Annotated in this window: 19 protein-coding genes; 9 read left to right on the top strand and 10 right to left on the bottom strand. The window is 64.3% G+C overall.

The features are described 5' to 3' along the window. Positions 1-65: 65 nt before the first annotated feature. Positions 66-326, bottom strand: a complete 261-nt coding sequence (locus tag ABIA96_RS23535) for a hypothetical protein (protein ID WP_354139578.1) — start codon at positions 324-326, stop codon at positions 66-68. Between ABIA96_RS23535 and ABIA96_RS23530 the strand changes: the two genes are divergently transcribed. The 4 genes from ABIA96_RS23530 to ABIA96_RS23515 all read left to right on the top strand — a co-directional run bounded on the left by ABIA96_RS23530 (position 223) and on the right by ABIA96_RS23515 (position 4,289). Further along, positions 223-1,020 (top strand): cysteine rich repeat-containing protein, encoded by a 798-nt coding sequence (locus ABIA96_RS23530; protein ID WP_354139568.1) that lies wholly within the window; start codon positions 223-225, stop codon positions 1,018-1,020. The two genes, ABIA96_RS23535 and ABIA96_RS23530, sit on opposite strands and share 104 nt — an antisense overlap. 119 nt (positions 1,021-1,139) lie before the next feature. Then, positions 1,140-1,349, top strand: coding sequence for a hypothetical protein (locus ABIA96_RS23525; RefSeq protein WP_354139431.1), 210 nt, complete (start codon positions 1,140-1,142; stop codon positions 1,347-1,349). Between the two features lie 190 nt (positions 1,350-1,539). Beyond that, positions 1,540-2,679, top strand: a complete 1,140-nt coding sequence (locus tag ABIA96_RS23520) for an FAD-dependent monooxygenase (RefSeq protein WP_354139430.1) — start codon at positions 1,540-1,542, stop codon at positions 2,677-2,679. Continuing rightward, positions 2,676-4,289, top strand: coding sequence for a benzoate-CoA ligase family protein (locus ABIA96_RS23515; protein WP_354139429.1), 1,614 nt, complete (start codon positions 2,676-2,678; stop codon positions 4,287-4,289). The genes ABIA96_RS23520 and ABIA96_RS23515 overlap by 4 nt, the downstream gene beginning before the upstream one ends. Positions 4,290-4,425: 136 nt before the next feature. Here the strand turns inward: ABIA96_RS23515 and ABIA96_RS23510 are convergent, their stop codons facing one another. Together ABIA96_RS23510 and maiA are read right to left on the bottom strand one after the other, a co-directional pair. Next, complete coding sequence (locus ABIA96_RS23510; RefSeq protein WP_354139428.1) at positions 4,426-4,938, bottom strand: MarR family winged helix-turn-helix transcriptional regulator; 513 nt, start codon at positions 4,936-4,938, stop codon at positions 4,426-4,428. Then, positions 4,928-5,560, bottom strand: coding sequence for a maleylacetoacetate isomerase (gene maiA, locus ABIA96_RS23505; RefSeq protein ID WP_354139427.1), 633 nt, complete (start codon positions 5,558-5,560; stop codon positions 4,928-4,930). The genes ABIA96_RS23510 and maiA overlap by 11 nt, the downstream gene beginning before the upstream one ends. A 109-nt stretch (positions 5,561-5,669) precedes the next feature. Between maiA and gtdA the strand changes: the two genes are divergently transcribed. After that, positions 5,670-6,710, top strand: a complete 1,041-nt coding sequence (gtdA, locus tag ABIA96_RS23500) for a gentisate 1,2-dioxygenase (RefSeq protein WP_354139426.1) — start codon at positions 5,670-5,672, stop codon at positions 6,708-6,710. 117 nt (positions 6,711-6,827) lie between these two features. Here the strand turns inward: gtdA and ABIA96_RS23495 are convergent, their stop codons facing one another. The 4 genes from ABIA96_RS23495 to ABIA96_RS23480 form a co-directional block, all read right to left on the bottom strand. Beyond that, positions 6,828-7,649 (bottom strand): ABC transporter permease, encoded by an 822-nt coding sequence (locus ABIA96_RS23495; RefSeq protein WP_354139425.1) that lies wholly within the window; start codon positions 7,647-7,649, stop codon positions 6,828-6,830. Beyond that, positions 7,642-8,415, bottom strand: coding sequence for an ABC transporter ATP-binding protein (locus tag ABIA96_RS23490; protein WP_354139424.1), 774 nt, complete (start codon positions 8,413-8,415; stop codon positions 7,642-7,644). The genes ABIA96_RS23495 and ABIA96_RS23490 overlap by 8 nt, the downstream gene beginning before the upstream one ends. A 174-nt stretch (positions 8,416-8,589) precedes the next feature. Continuing rightward, a complete protein-coding gene (locus ABIA96_RS23485; protein WP_354139423.1) occupies positions 8,590-9,594 on the bottom strand; it encodes an ABC transporter substrate-binding protein in 1,005 nt (334 codons plus the stop codon). 33 nt (positions 9,595-9,627) lie between these two features. Continuing rightward, entirely contained in the window at positions 9,628-10,992 is a 1,365-nt protein-coding gene (locus tag ABIA96_RS23480) for an FAD-dependent oxidoreductase (protein ID WP_354139422.1), read from the bottom strand. Between the two features lie 114 nt (positions 10,993-11,106). Here ABIA96_RS23480 and ABIA96_RS23475 point away from each other — a divergent pair, with 114 nt between their 5' ends. Then, a complete protein-coding gene (locus tag ABIA96_RS23475) occupies positions 11,107-11,991 on the top strand; it encodes a LysR family transcriptional regulator (RefSeq protein ID WP_354139421.1) in 885 nt (294 codons plus the stop codon). A gap of 117 nt (positions 11,992-12,108) precedes the next feature. On the opposite strand, the gene ABIA96_RS23470 is transcribed toward ABIA96_RS23475, so the two are convergent. Then, a complete protein-coding gene (locus ABIA96_RS23470; protein WP_354139420.1) occupies positions 12,109-12,912 on the bottom strand; it encodes an enoyl-CoA hydratase-related protein in 804 nt (267 codons plus the stop codon). 155 nt (positions 12,913-13,067) lie between these two features. Between ABIA96_RS23470 and ABIA96_RS23465 the strand changes: the two genes are divergently transcribed. After that, the gene (locus tag ABIA96_RS23465; protein ID WP_354139419.1) at positions 13,068-14,042 is read left to right on the top strand and encodes a ketopantoate reductase family protein; all 975 of its coding nucleotides are present in this window, start codon (positions 13,068-13,070) and stop codon (positions 14,040-14,042) included. Positions 14,043-14,045: 3 nt separating this feature from the next. On the opposite strand, the gene ABIA96_RS23460 is transcribed toward ABIA96_RS23465, so the two are convergent. After that, entirely contained in the window at positions 14,046-14,723 is a 678-nt protein-coding gene (locus ABIA96_RS23460; RefSeq protein WP_354139418.1) for an alpha/beta hydrolase family protein, read from the bottom strand. Positions 14,724-14,849: 126 nt separating this feature from the next. Here ABIA96_RS23460 and ABIA96_RS23455 point away from each other — a divergent pair, with 126 nt between their 5' ends. Beyond that, positions 14,850-15,995 (top strand): acyl-CoA dehydrogenase family protein, encoded by a 1,146-nt coding sequence (locus ABIA96_RS23455; RefSeq protein ID WP_354139417.1) that lies wholly within the window; start codon positions 14,850-14,852, stop codon positions 15,993-15,995. Between the two features lie 21 nt (positions 15,996-16,016). On the opposite strand, the gene ABIA96_RS23450 is transcribed toward ABIA96_RS23455, so the two are convergent. After that, entirely contained in the window at positions 16,017-16,997 is a 981-nt protein-coding gene (locus ABIA96_RS23450; protein WP_354139416.1) for a helix-turn-helix domain-containing protein, read from the bottom strand. Between the two features lie 159 nt (positions 16,998-17,156). Between ABIA96_RS23450 and ABIA96_RS23445 the strand changes: the two genes are divergently transcribed. Beyond that, positions 17,157-17,882 carry an alpha/beta hydrolase gene (locus ABIA96_RS23445; RefSeq protein WP_354139415.1) on the top strand — a complete coding sequence of 242 codons (726 nt, stop codon included), beginning with the start codon at positions 17,157-17,159 and terminating at the stop codon, positions 17,880-17,882. Positions 17,883-18,042 lie beyond the last annotated feature (160 nt).

Below are 18,042 nucleotides of genomic sequence, written 5' to 3'. Positions count from 1 at the left end.
CGGAAAACCGCGGCACATTCTTCCGGACCATGCTCTAAGTTACGTCGCAATTCCGCAAGTAATATCTACTTGCGGTAGATCTCGCGGCGGCGAATGATGCTGCACGCGGCATCACCCGCGACAATTGCTTGCACTCTTTTTAATAAATCATCGGCGTTGCCAACAGGGCAGGAACTCACCCAGATGTTCAACACGTTGAAACATATTTCGACGCTAAAGGCGTTGCTCGCCGCAGCACTCTTCGCAACTGCAACAAGCGCATTCGCGCAAGCGCCGACCGAGGCGCAGAAGAGCGCCATCCGCTCCGCATGCCGCTCGGATTTCATGACTCACTGCGCGAGCGTGACGCCCGGTGGTGTCGAGGCGTATCAATGTTTGCAAAGCCACATGTCGAGCCTGTCGTCGGGATGCCAGACGGCAGTTCGCGCAGTCGAGCCGGCTGCAGCGCCGAAGAGCGAAGCGGCGCCTGCCAAATCTGAGCCGGCCAAATCTGAACCTTCAAAGACCGAAGCAGCGCCAGCTGCCGAGCCTGCGGCGAAGCCGGCCGCCGCAGCCGCTCCGAAGGCTGCGGCAGCCAAGCAGCCAAGCAGCGCGCAGATTGCTGCGGTCAAAAGCGCGTGCCGCGCCGATTATCCCAGGGTATGCGCCAGCGTGCCGCCGGGCGGCGCGCCCGCGCTCGAATGCCTGGAGAAGAACAAGGCCAAGGTTTCATCGGCCTGCGCGAAAGCCGTGACCGCGGCGGCTGGCGCCGGCGGAGCTGCGGCGACGGCAGCGCCAGCGGCCGGTGCCGCACCGGCTACTGGAGCAGCACCGGCGGCCGCGCCCACCGTGATCGTTCTGCGCCCGCTGCGGCCGCGCGAGGAGCTGTTCATCGCCCGGTCCGCTTGCGGCGCCGACATCCGTACGCTCTGCGCCGGCATCCAGCCTGGTGGCGGCCGCATCGTGCAATGTATCGCCAGCAATGCTGCGTCACTATCGCCGGGCTGCAAGGACGTGCTTGCGCCGTTCGCCGCACGATAAACGGCACGCAGCCCACGCTGCCATCGATATTGGGCGGCACGCGTGAATTTTCGCGCGCCTCTTGCGACTAATCTTTCGCCGACATCCGATTTCAATCACCACAAGACCGGGAGAAAGACATGCGTTCCTTCCTGCTCATCGCTTCCGCGCTGCTCGCCTTCGCCGCGACCATGACTTTTGAGACCACCGACGCGAATGCCGTGGTGTGCGCCCGCGGCGTCTATCGCGCCGGTTGCGCCGGACCGAACGGCGCCGTCGTGGTCCGCAAGCCCGTAGTCCGGTGCACCAGGGTGCTGGTGGACGGCGTTTACGTGAAACGCTGCGTCTGACGCGCGGGTAGTCAATCCGGCGCGGTTTGGCTATGATTCACAGCTGACGGTTTCGGACACGCGCGAGGCGGGTGCCCGCGGCCGTGCTGCGGCGCACCTTGCCTTGTCGATAATTACGCTGGCGTGGGAGGCTGGAGCTCATTAGTCTACCCTGAGATAGTAAGTATACTGTCAATTAGGGAGGCAGGATTTGCGGATCGCCGTGATTGGCGGGGGGCCCGGTGGGCTCTACTTCGCCTATCTCTGGAAGAAGCGTCACCCCGAGGATCAAGTCGACCTGTTCGAACAGAACCCGGCCGACGCGACCTGGGGTTTTGGCGTCGTGTTCTCCGACCAGGCCCTGGAGTTCCTGCGCGCCGACGACCCCGAGACGGTCGATGCGATCGCGCCGTATATGGAGAGCTGGGAGAACATCACGCTGAACCACGGCGGCGACAGCGTCGCCATCGACGGCGTCGGCTTCTCCTCGATCGGCCGGCTCGAACTCCTACAGTTCCTGCAGCAGCGCGCGCTCGATGCCGGCGTCACCCCGCGCTTCGATACCCAGATCCACGCGATCGACCAGCTCAACGGCCACGATCTGATCATCGCCGCCGACGGTTTGAACTCGCTGGTGCGTCGCGCCTATGAGGGCGATTTCGGCACCTCGCTGTCCTATTCCTCCAACAAATTCGTCTGGTACGGCACCTCAAAACGCTTCGACACGCTGTCGCAGACGTTCGTGAAGACCGACCGCGGCGCCTTCAACGCGCACCATTACCGCTACTCACCAAACATGAGCACCTTCCTGGTCGAATGCGATCACGCGACCTGGCAGGCCTATGGCTTCGCCTACAAGGACGTCGAGCAGTCCAAGGGCGTCTGCGAGGAGGTGTTTGCGGACACGCTCGGTGGCCATTGCCTGGTTTCCAACAAATCGGTCTGGCGTAATTTCCCCTGGGTCTGGAACGAGAACTGGTCGTTCAAGAACATGGTGCTGATAGGCGACGCACTGCACTCGGCGCATTTCTCGATCGGCTCGGGCACGCGGCTCGCGATCGAGGATGCGACCGCGCTGGTCAAGGCCCTGGAATCGGATGCGCATCTGTCGACCGCGCTGCATCGCTACCAGGCCGCGCGCAAGCCCGTGGTGCAGAAGCTCGTTAATGCCGCGCGCACCAGCGCGTTCTGGTACGAGCATTTTGCCCAACACATGCAGCTTGGCCTGATGGACTTTGCCTACAGCTACATCACCCGCTCCGGCCGCATCGACGATTCGCGGCTGCGCGCAATGTCTCCGGCCTTCATGGCTCGCTACGAAACCGAGAAGAACGGCGGGGACGCGGCATGAGCAACGAGATACGCGACCAGGTGCCTGCCGACGGCGCGGGCGCCCGTGAGATCGGTTTTGCGGTTCCTGAGATCTACAACGCCAGCCGCCTGCTGTTCGACAATCTCGCCAAGGGCCGCAGCGACAAGCTCGCGCTGATTGGTCCCGCGGGCACGCGGACCTATGCCGAGCTCTGTGCCGAGGCTTGCCGCTGGGGCAATGGTTTTGCCTCCTTGGGACTCGCGCGCGGCGACCGCGTGCTCCTGTTCCTCGATGACACGCCGGCTTACCCGGCCGCGTTCTTCGGCGCGGTACGCGCCGGCTTCGTGCCGCTCCTGATCAATACGCTGACGCCGCCGGACCTGCTGCAATTCTATCTTGCTGATTCCGGCGCGAGCGTTGCGGTGGCGGATGCCGAGTTCTGCGCGCGCTTTAACGCCGAGGCCTGCAAGGACACGGAGCTGCGCACGCTGATCGTCGTCAATGGCGATGTCGGCGATCACGCTGCGCTGAAGGCGGTGGCCGCCGCAGACTGGCTCTCGCAATTTCCCGCCGACCTGGCCGAAGCGGCGACGCATCGCAACGAGATGGCGTTCTGGATGTACTCCTCCGGCTCGACCGGCCGGCCCAAGGGCATCGTGCATCTCCAGCACGACATGGCCTATAGCGAGGTCGCCTTCGCGCAAAACGTGCTGAAGCTGACGCCTGAGGACATCTGCTTCTCCGTGCCCAAAATCTTCTTCGCCTATGGCTTTGGCAATTCCATCACCTTCCCGTTCTCGGCCGGCGCATCGACGCTGCTGCTGCCAGGACAGCCGAAGCCGGCATCGATCTTTGCCGTGATCGAGCAGTACAAGCCGACGGTCTTCTTCGGCCTGCCGACGCTCTACACCTCGCTGACCAAGGCCGGGGGCGCGGGCAAGACAAACTTCTCATCGCTGCGCATGGCGCTCTCCGCCGCTGAAGTGCTCTCGGCGGAAGTGTTCAACGGCTGGAAGATGCTCACGGGGCTCGAAATCGTCGAGGGCCTCGGCTCGACCGAGGTGCTGCACATTTATCTGTCCAACCGCCCCGAGCAGAAGAAGCTCGGAGCGGCGGGCTTGCGCGTTCCCGGCTACGAGGTCGCGCTGCGCGACAAGGAGGGGCGCGACGTCGGCGACAACGAGGAAGGCATCTTGTGGGTGCGCGGCGATTCCAACACGCCGCTATACTGGAACCGGCCGGACAAATCCGCCGAGACCATCCGCGACGGTGGCTGGATCTACACCGGCGATCGCTTCGTCCGCGACAGTGATGGTTTTCATTTCTTCCGCGGCCGCGCCGATGATCTCATCAAGATCTCGGGCCAGTGGGTCTACCCGCTCGAGGTCGAACTTTGCCTCGCCGACCATCCTGAGATTCGCGAATGCGCGGTGTTCGCCGCCGAACTGCCCGACCGGCGCATGACGCTGAAGGCGGTGGTGGTAATGAACGACCGCGCCACCGATCAGAACGAGGCGACGCGGCGGTTACAGGACTACGTCAAAGGCAAGCTGCTGCCCTACAAATATCCGCGCGAGGTGGTTTTCATCGACGAGCTGCCGAAGACAGGAACGGGGAAGATCGATCGGCAGGCGTTGTTGCGGATGTAGCCTCCGCTGTCATCGCCCGGCTTGACCGGGCGATCCAGTAATCCGAGACAGCTGTGATTGAGTCGAGAGGCCGCGGCGTACTGGATTCCCCGCTTTCGCGGGGAATGACCGCAGAGACAGAGGCGACAGCATCGTCTCACCCCGCCTTCCCCAAATGCTCCAGCGCATCCTCGGCCCGCAGCGGCACGCGTGAAGCCTCGTTGTTGAGATCGACGAGCTGCGCCATGAGCCCCATCAACGCTTTGCGCTCAGTGGGCTTGAGCGGCTCCAGCATGCGGGCCTGGGCGCGTTCGACGGCGGGGATGATCTCTCGGAGGATCGCGGCGCCGGATTTGGTCAAATAGAGCAGCTTGATCCGCTTGTCCTCCGGCGCCGGCTTGCGCTCGACAAAATCCTTGGCCTGAAGACGCTCGATGACGCTGCCGAGCGTGGAGCGGTCGAAGGCGATCACCGCCGACAGCCGCGTCGCATCGATGCCCGGATGGGTGTGGATCGCGATCAGCGCGGCATATTGCACCGGCGTGAGATCGAACGTCTTGCATTCCTCCATGAAGATCGAGACCGCGATCTGCTGCATGCGCCGGAACAGATAGCCTGGCGCGGCATAGATCGCGTCTATCGTGATGGGCGCTACAGGCTTACTCGGCATCGGGCTGCTTCTCGGGTGCGGCATTGGCGAAGGCGGCTAGCGCCTTGGCGGCGGCCTCGGCCTTGAGCAGGCGCGGATACGCCGCGACATCGACGCCGAAGCGGCGCGCATTGGCAAGCTGCGGCACCAGGCAGAGGTCGGCGAGCGTCGGCGCGTCCCCGAAGCAGAACGGCCCCGGCTCGTTCTTGATCAGCGTCTCGCAGGCCGACAGGCCCTCGCGATTAACCCACGCCGCCCAGTCCTGGACCTTCTCTTCGGGCAAGCCAAGCTCGCGCAGCCGCGCCAGCACTTTCAAATTCTGCACCGGGTGAGTGTCGCAGGCAATCGCCAGCGCGAACGCCCGCACCTTGGCGCGCTGCAGCAAATCCTTGGGCAGCAGCGGCGGATTGGGGTGGGTCTCGTCGAGCCACTCGATGATGGCGACCGACTGGGTCAGCACCGTGCCGGTATCGTTCTCCAGCGCCGGCACCAGGCCTTGCGGATTGATGGCCAAATAGGCCGGCGCGCATTGTTCGCCCTTGCGAAGGTGATGCGGCAAATGCTCGGCACCGAGCCCTTTGAGATTCAGCGCGATCCGCACGCGGTAGGCGGCGCTGGAGCGGAAATAGCCGTGCAGCTTCATCGGAACCCTCCCTTCGAGTTTTCTCGTTACCTAGCAAGAGCGGCGGCCATTGACGCTACAAAGATTGTCAGTATGCTGTCAATCTACAGAGTACGACAGGAGGCGCGCCGTGGAAGCCGTGACCAAGACGCCGGAACGCGAGGCGTTCTACAAGAAGATCGACGGCGAGAATCTCACCGCGCTGTGGACGGTGATGAGCGATCTGATCACGCCAGAGCCGAAAAGCGCCTGCCGGCCGCACCTCTGGAAGTTCGACATCATCCGCGACTACATGACCGAGGCCGGCAAGCTGATCACCGCCAAGGAAGCCGAGCGGCGCGTGCTGGTGCTGGAGAACCCGGGCCTGCGCGGCCAGTCCAAGATCACGACCTCGCTCTATGCCGGCGTGCAGATGGTGGTGCCCGGCGACGTCGCTCCCGCCCATCGCCACAGCCAGTCGGCACTGCGTTTCGTGCTCGAAGGCAAGGGTGCGCATACTGCCGTGGACGGCGAGCGCACCGCGATGGAGCCCGGCGACTTCATTATCACGCCGTCAATGACCTGGCACGATCATTCCAATGAAACGAACGAGCCGATGTTCTGGCTCGACGGCCTCGACATTCCGCTGGTGCAGTTCTTCGACTGCTCGTTTGCGGAGGGCTCCAAGGAAGACCAGCAGAAGATCACAAGACCTGCCGGCGACAGCTTTGCCCGTTACGGCCATAACCTGCTGCCCGTCGACGTGAAACGGTCATCGAAGACCTCTCCGATCTTCAGCTATCCCTATGCCTATACGCGCGAAGCGCTGGAGAAGGCCCGGACGAGCCAGGAATGGGACGCCTGCCACGGGCTGAAGCTCAAGTTCAGCAACCCCGAGACCGGCGATTTCGCGATGCCGACCATCGGCACGTTCATTCAGTTGCTGCCCAAGGGGTTCAAGACCGCGCGTTATCGCGCGACCGATGCGACAGTGTTTTGTCCGATCGAGGGCAACGGCCGCAGCCGCATCGGCGATGCCGTTTTCGAGTGGGGCCCGCGCGATCTGTTCGTGGTGCCGAGCTGGCAATGGGTGACGCACGAGGCGGATGAGGATGCCGTGCTGTTCAGCTTCTCGGACCGGCCAGTGCAGCAGAAGCTCGATTTGTTTCGCGAGGATCGCGGAAACGCGTGACGACCACCGGTGTCGGGTGGGCAAAGGCACAACGCGCCGTGCCCACGTCTTCGCGACTCATGAAGAAATGGTGGGCACGCTTGCGCTTTGCCCACCCTACAGCAGCGGAAAACTTGGCTACCGCCAGTGCAGGAGCTTGACCTCGAGCCAGCCGATCACCTTCCCCACCACGAGCCCGAACACCGACAGGATCACCACGCCCGCGAGCAGCTGATCCGTCTGCATCAGATTGCCGGCCTGCAGCACGAAGGCGCCGATGCCGTATTGCGCGCCGATCATCTCGGCGCTGACGACGAGCAGCAGCGCCACGGACGCCGTGATGCGGAAGCCGGCAAGGATCGCGGGCAGCGCGCCGGGCCAGACCACCTTGCGCACGATGGTGGCGAAGGGAACGTTAAAGCTCTGCGCCATGCGGATCAGATTGCGCGGCACGGCATCGACGCCGCTATAGACCGAGATCGCGGTCGAGAAGAACACACCGAGGGCAATGGTCGCGATCTTCGGCTCTTCGCCGATGCCGAGCCAGAGGATCAGCAACGGTAGCAGCGCGATCTTCGGGATCGGGAACAGCGCCGAAATGAAGGTGATGCCGACGCTACGCGCCAGCCGCGACAGGCCGATGGCAAAGCCGACCGCGATGCCAGCCGCTGTTCCAAGAACCCAGCCGACGCCGATGCGCAGGATCGAAGCAGAGAGATGCTGCCAAAGCGCGCCCGACATCGCGAGCTCATAGATCGCCCGCACGATGGCCGACGGCGCCGGCAGAAACAAGGGATTGACGACACCGGCGCTGCCGGCCGCCTGCCAGATCGCAATGACCAGCGCGAGCGCGATCCAGCCGCTGAAACGGCTGGAGGCAGGCACGAAGCCCGCGCCACGGAAGCGGACGCGCCGGATCGCTTCGTCCTTGGCCGATGAATCCGCCGCGCGATCAAGCATGCTGGACCTCGCGCTCTGCATCGATCGCCTCATGGCGGATCAGCGACCAGATCTGGTTCTGCAGCGCCAGCAGCTTTTCACGTGCCGCCGCTTCGCCGCGTTCGGCGCGCGTCATTGGTACCGTCACGACCTCGCGGATGCGGCCGGGCCGCCGCGACAGCACGACGATGCGGTCGGCAAGCCGCGCCGCCTCTTCGAGATTGTGCGTGACATAGGCTGCGCCCATGCCGCCATCGGCGAGCAGGCGAACGAAATCCTCCATCAGCAGCTCGCGCGTCTGCGAATCCAATGCCGAAAGCGGCTCGTCCATCAGCAGGATCGCAGGCTTCACCGCAAGGGCGCGCGAAATGCCGACGCGCTGGCGCATGCCGCCGGACAGCTGTTTTGGATAGGCGGTACGAAAGTCGGTCAGCCCGGTGCGGCGCAGGGCATCGTCGACCAGCCCGCGGCGCTGCGCGGCAGAGAGCTGCGCGTGCAGCAGAGGGAATTCAACGTTCTCCTCCACCGTTGCCCAGGGCAGCAGCGCAAAATCCTGGAACACGAAGGTTAGCGGATTGAGACTGTCCGCCGGCGGTGCCCCGCGGAGCTCCGGCGCGCCTGAGGTCGGCTGCAGCAAGCCGCCAAGGATCGACAGCAACGTGCTCTTGCCGCAGCCGGAGGGACCGACGATCGCCACCACCTCGCCCGCGCTCACCGTGAAGGAGATGTCGTCGAGCACGGCGAGATCGCCGAAGCGGTGGGAGATGTGGTTGGCGATCAGGTCCATCTCACGTCCTATACCGTGATCCGTCACCCTGAGGTGCCGGAGCCTTGCGGCGCAATTGCGCCGCTGGGCGGAGGCCTCGAAGGGCGACGGCCCCGCTACATCCGGGCCGTACATCCTTCGAGGCTCGCTTCGCGAGCACCTCAGGATGACGGGGTGGGAAGGGTGCGCACAGCATCAATCCGCCTTCACAAAATCCTTGGCGATGATCGTATTCGCATCGAAGCCCTTGTCGGCGAAGCCCTGTTCCTGGAGCCATTTGATCTGGTTGTCGACGTTCTTGACGTCCAGCTTGCCGTCCGGATCGATATAGGCGCAGTTACCAACCACCCGCTCGACCGGCAAATTGGTGTACTTTGCGATAATCTCCAGCAGCGGCTTTGTCTTGTCGTTGATCGGCGCAACGCCGTCCTTCATCGAAGCCAGGATCACGTCGTGATATTCGCGATCCGCCTTGGCGAGCGCGCCAAGCAGCTTGGTCACCAGCACCTTGTTGGCCACCGTCTTCGGCGAGGCGAACACCGCGCCCAACTGCCAGGGCGTCTCGTCGCCGACCCAGCCCAGAAATTTCGCGCCACCGTCGTCCACCAGCTTTCGCGCGGTGGAGATGGGCAACAGCGCCGCATCGACGGTCTCGCCCTTCAGCGCAGCCGCCGCATTCGACAGCGATTGCAGCGGCACGATCTTCACATCCGCGAGCTTGAAGCCGTATTTGTCGGCGAGCAGGCCGAGCGAATAGTGGAAGCTGGAGCCGACCTGGGTCATCGCGATGCGCTTGCCCGCGAGATCCTTCGGCGTCTTGAGGCCAGCAGCGTAGGCGTTGTTGCTGGCGAAATAGCCGATCAGGGGATAGCCGGCCTTCTCGCGGCTCATGCCGCCGATCACCTTCAACACGCCCTTGCCGGCAAGATTGTAGAGGCCGGCGGTGAAAGCCGTGACGCCGAAATCGACGTCGCCCGAGGTTGTGGCAACCGCGATCGGCTGCGCCGCATCGAAAAACTTCAGCTCGACCTCGAGGCCGGCCTCGCGAAAGTAGCCCTTGTCCTGCGCGATGAAGACCGGCGCGGAGGACGACAGGCGGAGCACGCCGATCTTGGTTTTCAGTGCGTCTTCGGCCCGGGCCGTGCCCATCGCCATCATCGCCAAAAGGCCAGCTGCGGCGAGCCGTGCAATCCCGATCATCCCGTTTCCTCCAATGGTTCTTCTTGCAGTCTGTTACAGGCCTTCGGGCACCACCTGGTCCCGCCCAATGAAGGCACCCTGTTGTTTCAATGTTTCCTGCAATTTTTCAACCGGGATGTCACGCGGGATGTGATTGCCCGATAGCGCCAGCGCAGCAGCGGAACCGGCCGCCTCCCCCATCACGAAACAGGCGCCGGAGACGCGCGCCGCCGACTGGCCCTCATGGGTCATGGAGGCGCAGCGGCCGGCGACCAGCAGATTGTCTACGCCCTCCGGCACCAGCATGCGATACGGCAATTCGTTGTAGCCGCGCGATTCCGGGATGGGCGGAAAAGTGAAGACGACGTCGCCGGCAACATGGGCCTCGATCGGCCAGCCATTGACACCGATGGAATCCTCGAACGAGGCGCAGCCAAGGACGTCCTCGCCGCTGAGCTGGTAACCACCCTTGATGCGCCGGGTCTCGCGGATGCCGAGCTGCGGCGGCAGGTCGACGATGTAGGACTTTTCGAAGCCCGGCACCGTGCGGAGGAATTCAAAGGCGGCGAGCGCCTGCTTGCGGCCCTCGATCTCGCCACGGGTGAGATCGTCGGGCTCGACGCCGTTGATGGCGTGACCGTCCTCGCGCGCCACTTGCGTAAAATTCACCCGCCATTCGATGCCGGATTTTTGCGGCCGCACAATCGCGCTCTTGCGCGGGAATTTGTGCGTGCCGGCGGCGGTGGCCTCTTCCATCAATTGCGGGATGGTCCGCCAGGCGTCGCCCGCCTTCGCGGGATCGATGCCGTTGAGGCGGAGCATCATCGACGGGTACATTGGATGGCCCTGTTCATCGCCAATGTCGAACGGCGCGCCGGCCCAGACCGCGAGATCGCCATCGCCGGAGCAATCGATGAAGATCTCTGATCTTACCGCCTGCCGGCCCGCCTTGGTCTCGACCATCAGCGCGTCGATGCGGCGGTTCTCGCCCATCACGACGCCGGCGCCGAGCGCATGGAAGAGAATGTGCACCTTGTGGCTCGCCAGCAGCTCGTCGGCTGCGATCTTGTAGGCCGCGGTGTCATAGGCCTGGGCAAAGACCTTGCCGAGAATCAGATGCGGCGCATTGAGGCCGTTCAGATGATCGATCCGCGCCAGCAGGTCGGACGCCATGCCCTGCACCAGCCGGTGAGCCTCCCCGTAAACGTTGCCATGCAGGCCGCAGAAATTGGTGACGCCGGCCGCGGTGCCCATGCCGCCGAGGAAGCCGTAGCGCTCGATCAGCAGTGTTTTACGCCCGGCGCGCGCGGCGGACGCCGCCGCCACGATGCCGGCCGGGCCGCCGCCGAGCACGACGACTTCATATTCGCCATAAAGCGGCACCTGGCGCGCCGGTTCTTCGATCGTCGTGGCCCGCATGGCGCGTCCTATCTCTGAAAAAATCCTTGCTTGGCGCCGACTATGAATTAACGCAAGGCGCGCTACAATCCACCAATATACGCGATCAGCTTTCTCGAATCGAGAAAGGTCAAAATGGACATCCTGGTAAACCTTCAGGCGTTCCTCGCCACGGCAGATGCGGCCGGCTTCTCCGCCGCCGCGCGAAAACTCGGTGTCTCGACTTCGGTCGTGGCCAAGCGCGTCACGCAGTTGGAGGCGCGAATCGGCACGCCACTGTTTCACCGCTCGACCCGGCAATTGCGGCTGACCGAGGCCGGCCAGCGTTATGTGCATCGCGCGCGCGGCGTCGTGACCGACGCCACCGACCTGCTCTCGCGCATGGGCGAGAAGGGCCACGATCTCGTCGATCACCTCCGCATCAAGGCGCCGACCTCGCTGACGGTAGCGCGGCTTGCGGACGCCTTCAGCGCGTTTCAGACCCAGAACCCGCGATTAAAACTCGAGATCGTGCTGATCGATCGTCCGGTCGATCCCGTCGCCGAAGGCTTTGACATTGCCATCGGCGCCTTCCCGCATTCCTTCGGCGGCGTAGTCGACGAGCCACTATGTCCGCTGAAACGGCTGCTCTGCGCCTCGCCGGCCTATTTGAAGAAGCATGGCACGCCAAAGCATCCGCGCGACCTCGTCGAACATCGCTGCCTCAGCTTCCTGCCGACCGGCCCAGAATGGATCTTTGACGGACCGCGCGGCCGCATCAACATCCAGGTCAGCCCGCTGCTCTCGTCCAACGAAGGACATGTGCTGGCGCGCAGCGCGATCGCCGGTAACGGCATCGCGCTGATGTCGCATTATCTCGTCGCGGACGCTCTGCGCGACGGCACGTTGAAGCCCGTGCTGCGCGACTTTCCGATTCCGGAATTATGGGTGAAAGCCGCGATCCCCGAGCGGCGGCGCAATGCGGCCGCGGTGCAGGCGCTGCTGACTTTGCTGAAAACATCACTCGCGTCGTCGCTGTGAATTGCGGTGTCGTAGCCCGCATGGAGCGCAGCGGAATGCGGGGATACCGGTCCCCGGATTACGCTTCCGCTCCATCCGGGCTACGGGGACAGCAACATCTGCCGCGGCTGCTGACGCTCAGCCTTTCCCACCGCCCCAGTTCGCCGCCCGCTTCTCGGCGAACGAGGCCAGTCCCTCCGCCGCTTCCACGCTCTGGCGCTTGAGCGAATGCAGTTGCACGAGCCGCGTATACGCCGCATCGTCGACGGCCATTCCGCCGAACGAACTCTCCAACGCCAGCCGCTTGGTCTCGGCCATCGCCTCCGGGCCGTTGGCAAGCAACTGCTCCACCAACTTGGCGCCGGCCGCCTCGAGATCGGCGAGCGGCACCACGTCATGGACGAGGCCGATGCGGCGGGCCTCTTCGGCGCCGAAGCGTTCGCCGGTCAGCGCGTAACGGCGGACTTGCCGTACACTAATGGCATCGCAGAGCTGGGGGATGATGATCGCGGCGGTCAGGCCCCAGCGCACCTCGGTGATGGAGAACAGGGCGTTGTCCGCCGCAATCACGACATCGCAAGCCGCGATCACGCCGGTGCCGCCACCGAAGCAGCCGCCCTGCACCAATGCCACGGTCGGAATGGGCAGTGTATTGAGCCGCTGCACGGCCTCGAACGTCGCCCGCGACGCCGCCTCGTTGGCTTCAGGCGATTGCGGCCGCACGCCGTTGATCCATTTCAGGTCGGCGCCGGCCTGGAAATGCTTGCCGTTGCCCCTGAGCACGACGACGCGGAGGTTGGGCTTCTTGCCGAGATCGTCCATGGCCGCGAGCACGCCGGTGATCAGGGCGCCGTCATAGGCGTTGTTGACCTCGGGCCGGTTCAACGTGACGGTCGCAACCCCACGCTCGTCGAGGGTCCACAGGACAGGGTTGGCAGTCATCGGCGATCCTCCGGTCGTTGTTTGCCGCGCACTATGGCCGAGGCAACGCATCCCGATCCATATCTTTCAAGCGTGGGGCGGCCGCGCCCATCGCATGGCGGCTTGTGTCATGGTGGCGCCGGGCGACGACCAGCGATCAGGGACGGACATCATCTATGCGCATCTGCATTTTCGGCTCGGGCGCCGTCGGAAGCCATCTCGCGGTCAGGCTCGCACGCGCCGGTCACGAGGTCTCATGCGTGATGCGCGGCGCGCATCTCGAGGCGGTGCGCACCAATGGCCTCAAGCTGCGCGTCGGCGATTCCGAGGTCAGCGCCAAGGTGAACGCGTCGGGCGACGCGGCCCAGCTCGGCCCGCAAGACCTGGTGATCTCGACGCTGAAGGCCACGGCGCTGACCGGACTGGTCTCCAGCATCAAGCCGCTGCTCCAGGACGACACCGCCATCGTATTCGCGCAGAACGGCATTCCCTGGTGGTACGGGATCGGCCTGCCGCCGCGACACCCGACTCCGCCGGATATTTCCTTCCTCGATCCGGGCGGGCGCTTGCGCGCCTGCATCCCGAAGGAGCGGATCATCGGCGGGGTGATCTTCTCCTCCAACGAGGTGACCGCGCCTGGCGTCGTGCAGAACCTGACGCCGGACCGCAATCGCCTCCTGATCGGCGAATGCGATGACCGCAATTGCGAACGCATCACGAAACTCCGCGGCGTGTTCAACGACGCGCGGCTGGAATCGCCGCCGGTGGCCGAGATCCGCGAGGCGATCTGGTCAAAGCTGCTGACCAACATGTCGCTGTCGGTGCTGTGCCTGCTCACCGGCCAGACCGCGCGCGGCGTGCGCGACGATCCTGCGTTCTCCGAGCTCATCCCGCGCATGCTGAACGAGGCCAACGATATCGCGCAGCACTTCATTCCCGAGGTCAAGCGCGTGACGCGCAGCGGTCCCGCCCCCAACCACAAGCCATCGCTACTGCAGGATTACGAGCTCGGCCGCGCCATGGAGATCGACGTGCTGGTGAAGGCGCCCGCCGCCTTCGCGCGGACCGCCGGCCTGTCGACACCGACGCTCGATCTGATCGCAGCGCTCGCGATCCAGAAGGCCCGCGACAAGGGGCTCTACTCCGCTTGAACCTCAAGCGAGCTCGTCGATCCAGGCCGCGAGCGTGTCAAGGACCTCGGTCAGCGCCTCCTCGCTGGTGCGGCCGGACTTCTTCAGCACCGCGAAGGAATGGTCGCCGCCTTCGACCTCATGCAGCCTCGCCTTCGCACCGAGCGCCGCGACGACGGGCTTGAGAAGGCCGAGGTCGGCGAGCCCGTCTCGCGTACCTTGGAGAAACAGCATGGGAATGGCGACGCCACCAAGGAGCTCGGCGCGCTCAATCGATGGCTTCTTGTCCGCATGCAGGGGGAAGCCGAGGAAGGCGAGCCCCTTTACGCCCGGCAGCGGGGTCTTCGACTGAGCCTGCGACGTCATGCGCCCACCAAACGATTTTCCACCCGCGACGAGCTTCAATCCGGGACAAAGCCGCGCCGCCTCCGCGACCGCCGAGCGGATCGCGGCGTGCGCGACCGCCGGCTGGTCGGGGCGCCCCTGCTTGTTCTCCATGTAGGGAAAATTGAAACGGAATGTCGCAATGCCGCGATCTGCGAGGCCGTCCGCAATCTTGTCCATCGACGCATGCCGCATCCCGGCACCCGCGCCATGCGCCAGGACGTAGCAGGCGCGCGCATTCTCCGGCTGCATCAGGATGGCGGAGACCGCGCCGATGCGGGCGATGTCGAGCTTGAGCTCTTGAGTTTTGACAGCCACAATCAACCATCCCAACAGACGCTGCTACGGCCGCCTTGGTAGCGTCACCGGCGCAGCCTGAAAACACAATAATTGCAGCAGTCGACTGGCCTACCAAGCCGGCAAGCCGCATCAACCGAGGTAATCATGTCCTACCGCTCCTCCTGGATGACCGAAGAGCTCGAAATCTTTCGCGACCAGTTCCGGAAATACCTCGCCAAGGATCTGGCACCGCACGCTGAAAAATGGCGCGAGCAGAAGATGGTCGACCGCTTCGCCTGGCGCGGGCTCGGCGAGATGGGCGCACTGCTGGCGAGCGTGCCGGAGGAATATGGCGGCCTGGGCGCGACCTTCGCCTATGACGCTGCGGTGCTGGACGACCTCGAAAGCACGGTGCCGGAACTGACAACCGGTGTCTCCGTGCACAGCGCAATCGTCGCCCATTACATCCTCAATTACGGCTCGGAAGAACAGAAGAAGCGCTGGCTGCCGAAGATGGCGTCGGGCGAGATGGTCGGCGCCATCGCCATGACCGAGCCCGGCACCGGCTCGGATTTGCAAGCCGTCAAGACGATAGCGAAGAAGCAGGGCAACTCATATGTCATCAACGGACAGAAGACTTTCATCACCAACGGTCAGGCCGCCGATCTCGTCGTTGTCATCGCGCGCACCGGCGACGCCGGCGCCAAAGGCATTTCGCTGATCGTGGTCGAGACCGCGGGCGCGGACGGCTACAAGCGCGGGCGCAACCTCGACAAGATCGGCCTGCACGCTTCCGACACGTCGGAACTGTTCTTCGACAATGTCACGGTGCCGCCGGAAAACCTGCTCGGCAATGAGGAAGGCCAGGGCTTCGCCCAGCTGATGCAGCAATTGCCGCAGGAGCGCCTCGCGCTCGCGGTCGGCGCTGTCGCCTCGATGGAACGCGCGGTCAAGCTCACCACGGAATACACCAAGGAGCGGAAGGCGTTCGGCAAGCCGCTGATGGATTTCCAGAACACCGCCTTCACGCTCGCCGAGCGCAAGACTGAAGCCATGATCGCGCGCGTCTTCGTCGACTGGTGCATCGAGCGCCTGGTCGCCGGAGATCTCGACACCGTCACGGCCTCGATGGCGAAATACTGGTGCTCGGACAAGCAGGTCCAGACTGCCGACGAATGCCTCCAGCTATTCGGCGGCTATGGCTACATGCAGGAATACCCGATCTCGCGCATCTTCATCGATTCCCGCATCCAGAAGATCTATGGCGGCACCAACGAAATCATGAAGCTGCTGATCGCCAGATCCTTATGACCCGGTCGCTGCAGGGCGGCGCTACCGGGCCCTCCAGTCGCGCGGGCGGCAGCCAAAACGCTGCTTGAAACGCCGCGTGAAGTGGGAGAGGTCCGAAAAGCCCCAGTCGAACGCAATGGCGCCGATCGCACGATTCGCCATTGCGGGATCCCCGAGATCCCTGGCGATGCCATCGAGGCGACGCTCGATCACATAGTCGGTGAAGCCGGAGCCCGACCGCGCCAACAGCTTGTGCACATAGCGCTCGCTGATGCCGACGGCCTCGGCGATATCGGCAACCGCAAGGCCGGCCTCGCGAAGCCGGCGGTGAATGGCGCGCTTCAGTGCCAAGGTGGTCGCGTCCGTCAGGCTCTCGGCCTCTGCGGTGCGCGCCCGGCTCTGCCGCGACAAGCTCATCGCGACCAGCTCGATCAATGCGCGGAGCAGATGCACGCCCTCGTCCTCGGTCATGCGCAGCGCGCCGTCGCTGAGTGTCCGTGCCGTCTCTGTGATGAGGTGGCCGACAAATGGATCGTCGGAGACGCGGGCCGCGGTGACATCGAACGAGGCCGGTAACCGCTCACGCAGGGCCTCCGCCGGCACCCAAAACGAGGCGACCTGCAATTGTGGACGACGGTCGTGCAGAAGCGCGAACTGACGGTCGCTGCCGAAGATGCCGACCTGTCCAGGCGACAGGCTGATCTCGCGGTCATCCTGCCGGATGCGGCAGCGGCCGGCCAGCTTCAGGTTGAGATAGAAGCAGCTGCGGTCTGACGCCGCGATGTCAGCCGCGGATCGGCGCACCACATGCGCGGGAAAGCTGACCCGGTTGAGCGCGGCATCGCCCAGACGGATGTTTTGAACACTGGCCGAGAAGCCCGTTTCAGCCATCGGCTCCGGCGTCAGCTTCATGAAGGCCTGGCAGACCGCCTCGCGATAATAGGCGAATTGCTCGCTCTGCCGCAGACCTGCGGTATTCCAGACCGATTGGCGTGACGGAACGGGGCTCGCGATTTCCTGCATCGGTTCACTCCGAGACCAATCCGGTTCACTTCCAGCCAAGCGCAAAATGGCCGGCCGGTTCACACTTCGCACAACAAGAGTTGTGCCGCTGCGCCTCGCGGGCGCCGCAAAAAACCCAATTCATGCCGATCTAACCACATCCTGCGGAGGAGCCACAACATGTCGACCTACGTTCTCGTCCACGGCGCCTGGCACACCGGTGCCGAGTTCGAGCCTGTCGCGGCTCCGATCCGCGCCGCCGGCCATCAGGCCTACACGCCGACAATCAAGGGCAACCGCCCGGGCGACGCCAAGACGACGGGCCTGAAGGAGGCGATCCAGTCGATCGCCGACTATCTCGCCGAAAACAATCTGAAGGACGTCGTCCTGGTCGGCCATTCCTATGGCGGCATGATCATCACCGGCGTCGCCGACCTCGCGCCCGAGCGCATCCGTCGCCTTGTCTATTGGAACGCCTTCGTGCCGAACAACGGCGAATGCCTCAACGATATGGTGCCGCCGCACTATATCGGGCTGTTCGACACGATCGCGGCCGGGCGTGGTGACGGCTCGGTGGTGCTGCCATTCCCGGTTTGGCGCGAAGCCTTCATCAACGACGCGGATCTCGCGACGGCGCAGCGCGCCTATGACGTGCTCAATCCGCATCCGCTGGCGACCTTCACCGACAAGATCGCGCTGAAGGCCAACCCGGCCGAGATGCCGCTGGCAAAGTCCTACATCAACTGCACCGAGGACACCGCGATGCCGCACAGCTATGGCTGGCATCCGCGGCTGTCGGAGAAGCTCGGCCTATTCCGCCTGGTACAGGTGTCGGGAAGCCACGAATTGTGCTTCTCGGATCCGGCGCGTCTTGCGAAAGCCATCATGGAGGCGGGACGCGACTGACCGCGGCGGTCAGAAGCGAGACGACTTTCGGCATTGCTGCGCCGCAGGCTTGGGCGGCACAGCCCTTGCCTGGTCGCCAACGAGTTCAGATCGGTCGAAGCAACCCTGCTTGTCACGTGTGGCTCCCCGCCATACGCTGCCTGTCGTCGGCAGCCGCCAA

Origin of the sequence: Bradyrhizobium sp. LB11.1, assembly GCF_040549385.1 — a bacterium.
Classification (GTDB): domain Bacteria; phylum Pseudomonadota; class Alphaproteobacteria; order Rhizobiales; family Xanthobacteraceae; genus Bradyrhizobium.
The sequence above is the reverse complement of the archived record's forward strand: the minus strand, read 5'-3'. Positions and strand labels throughout refer to the sequence as shown.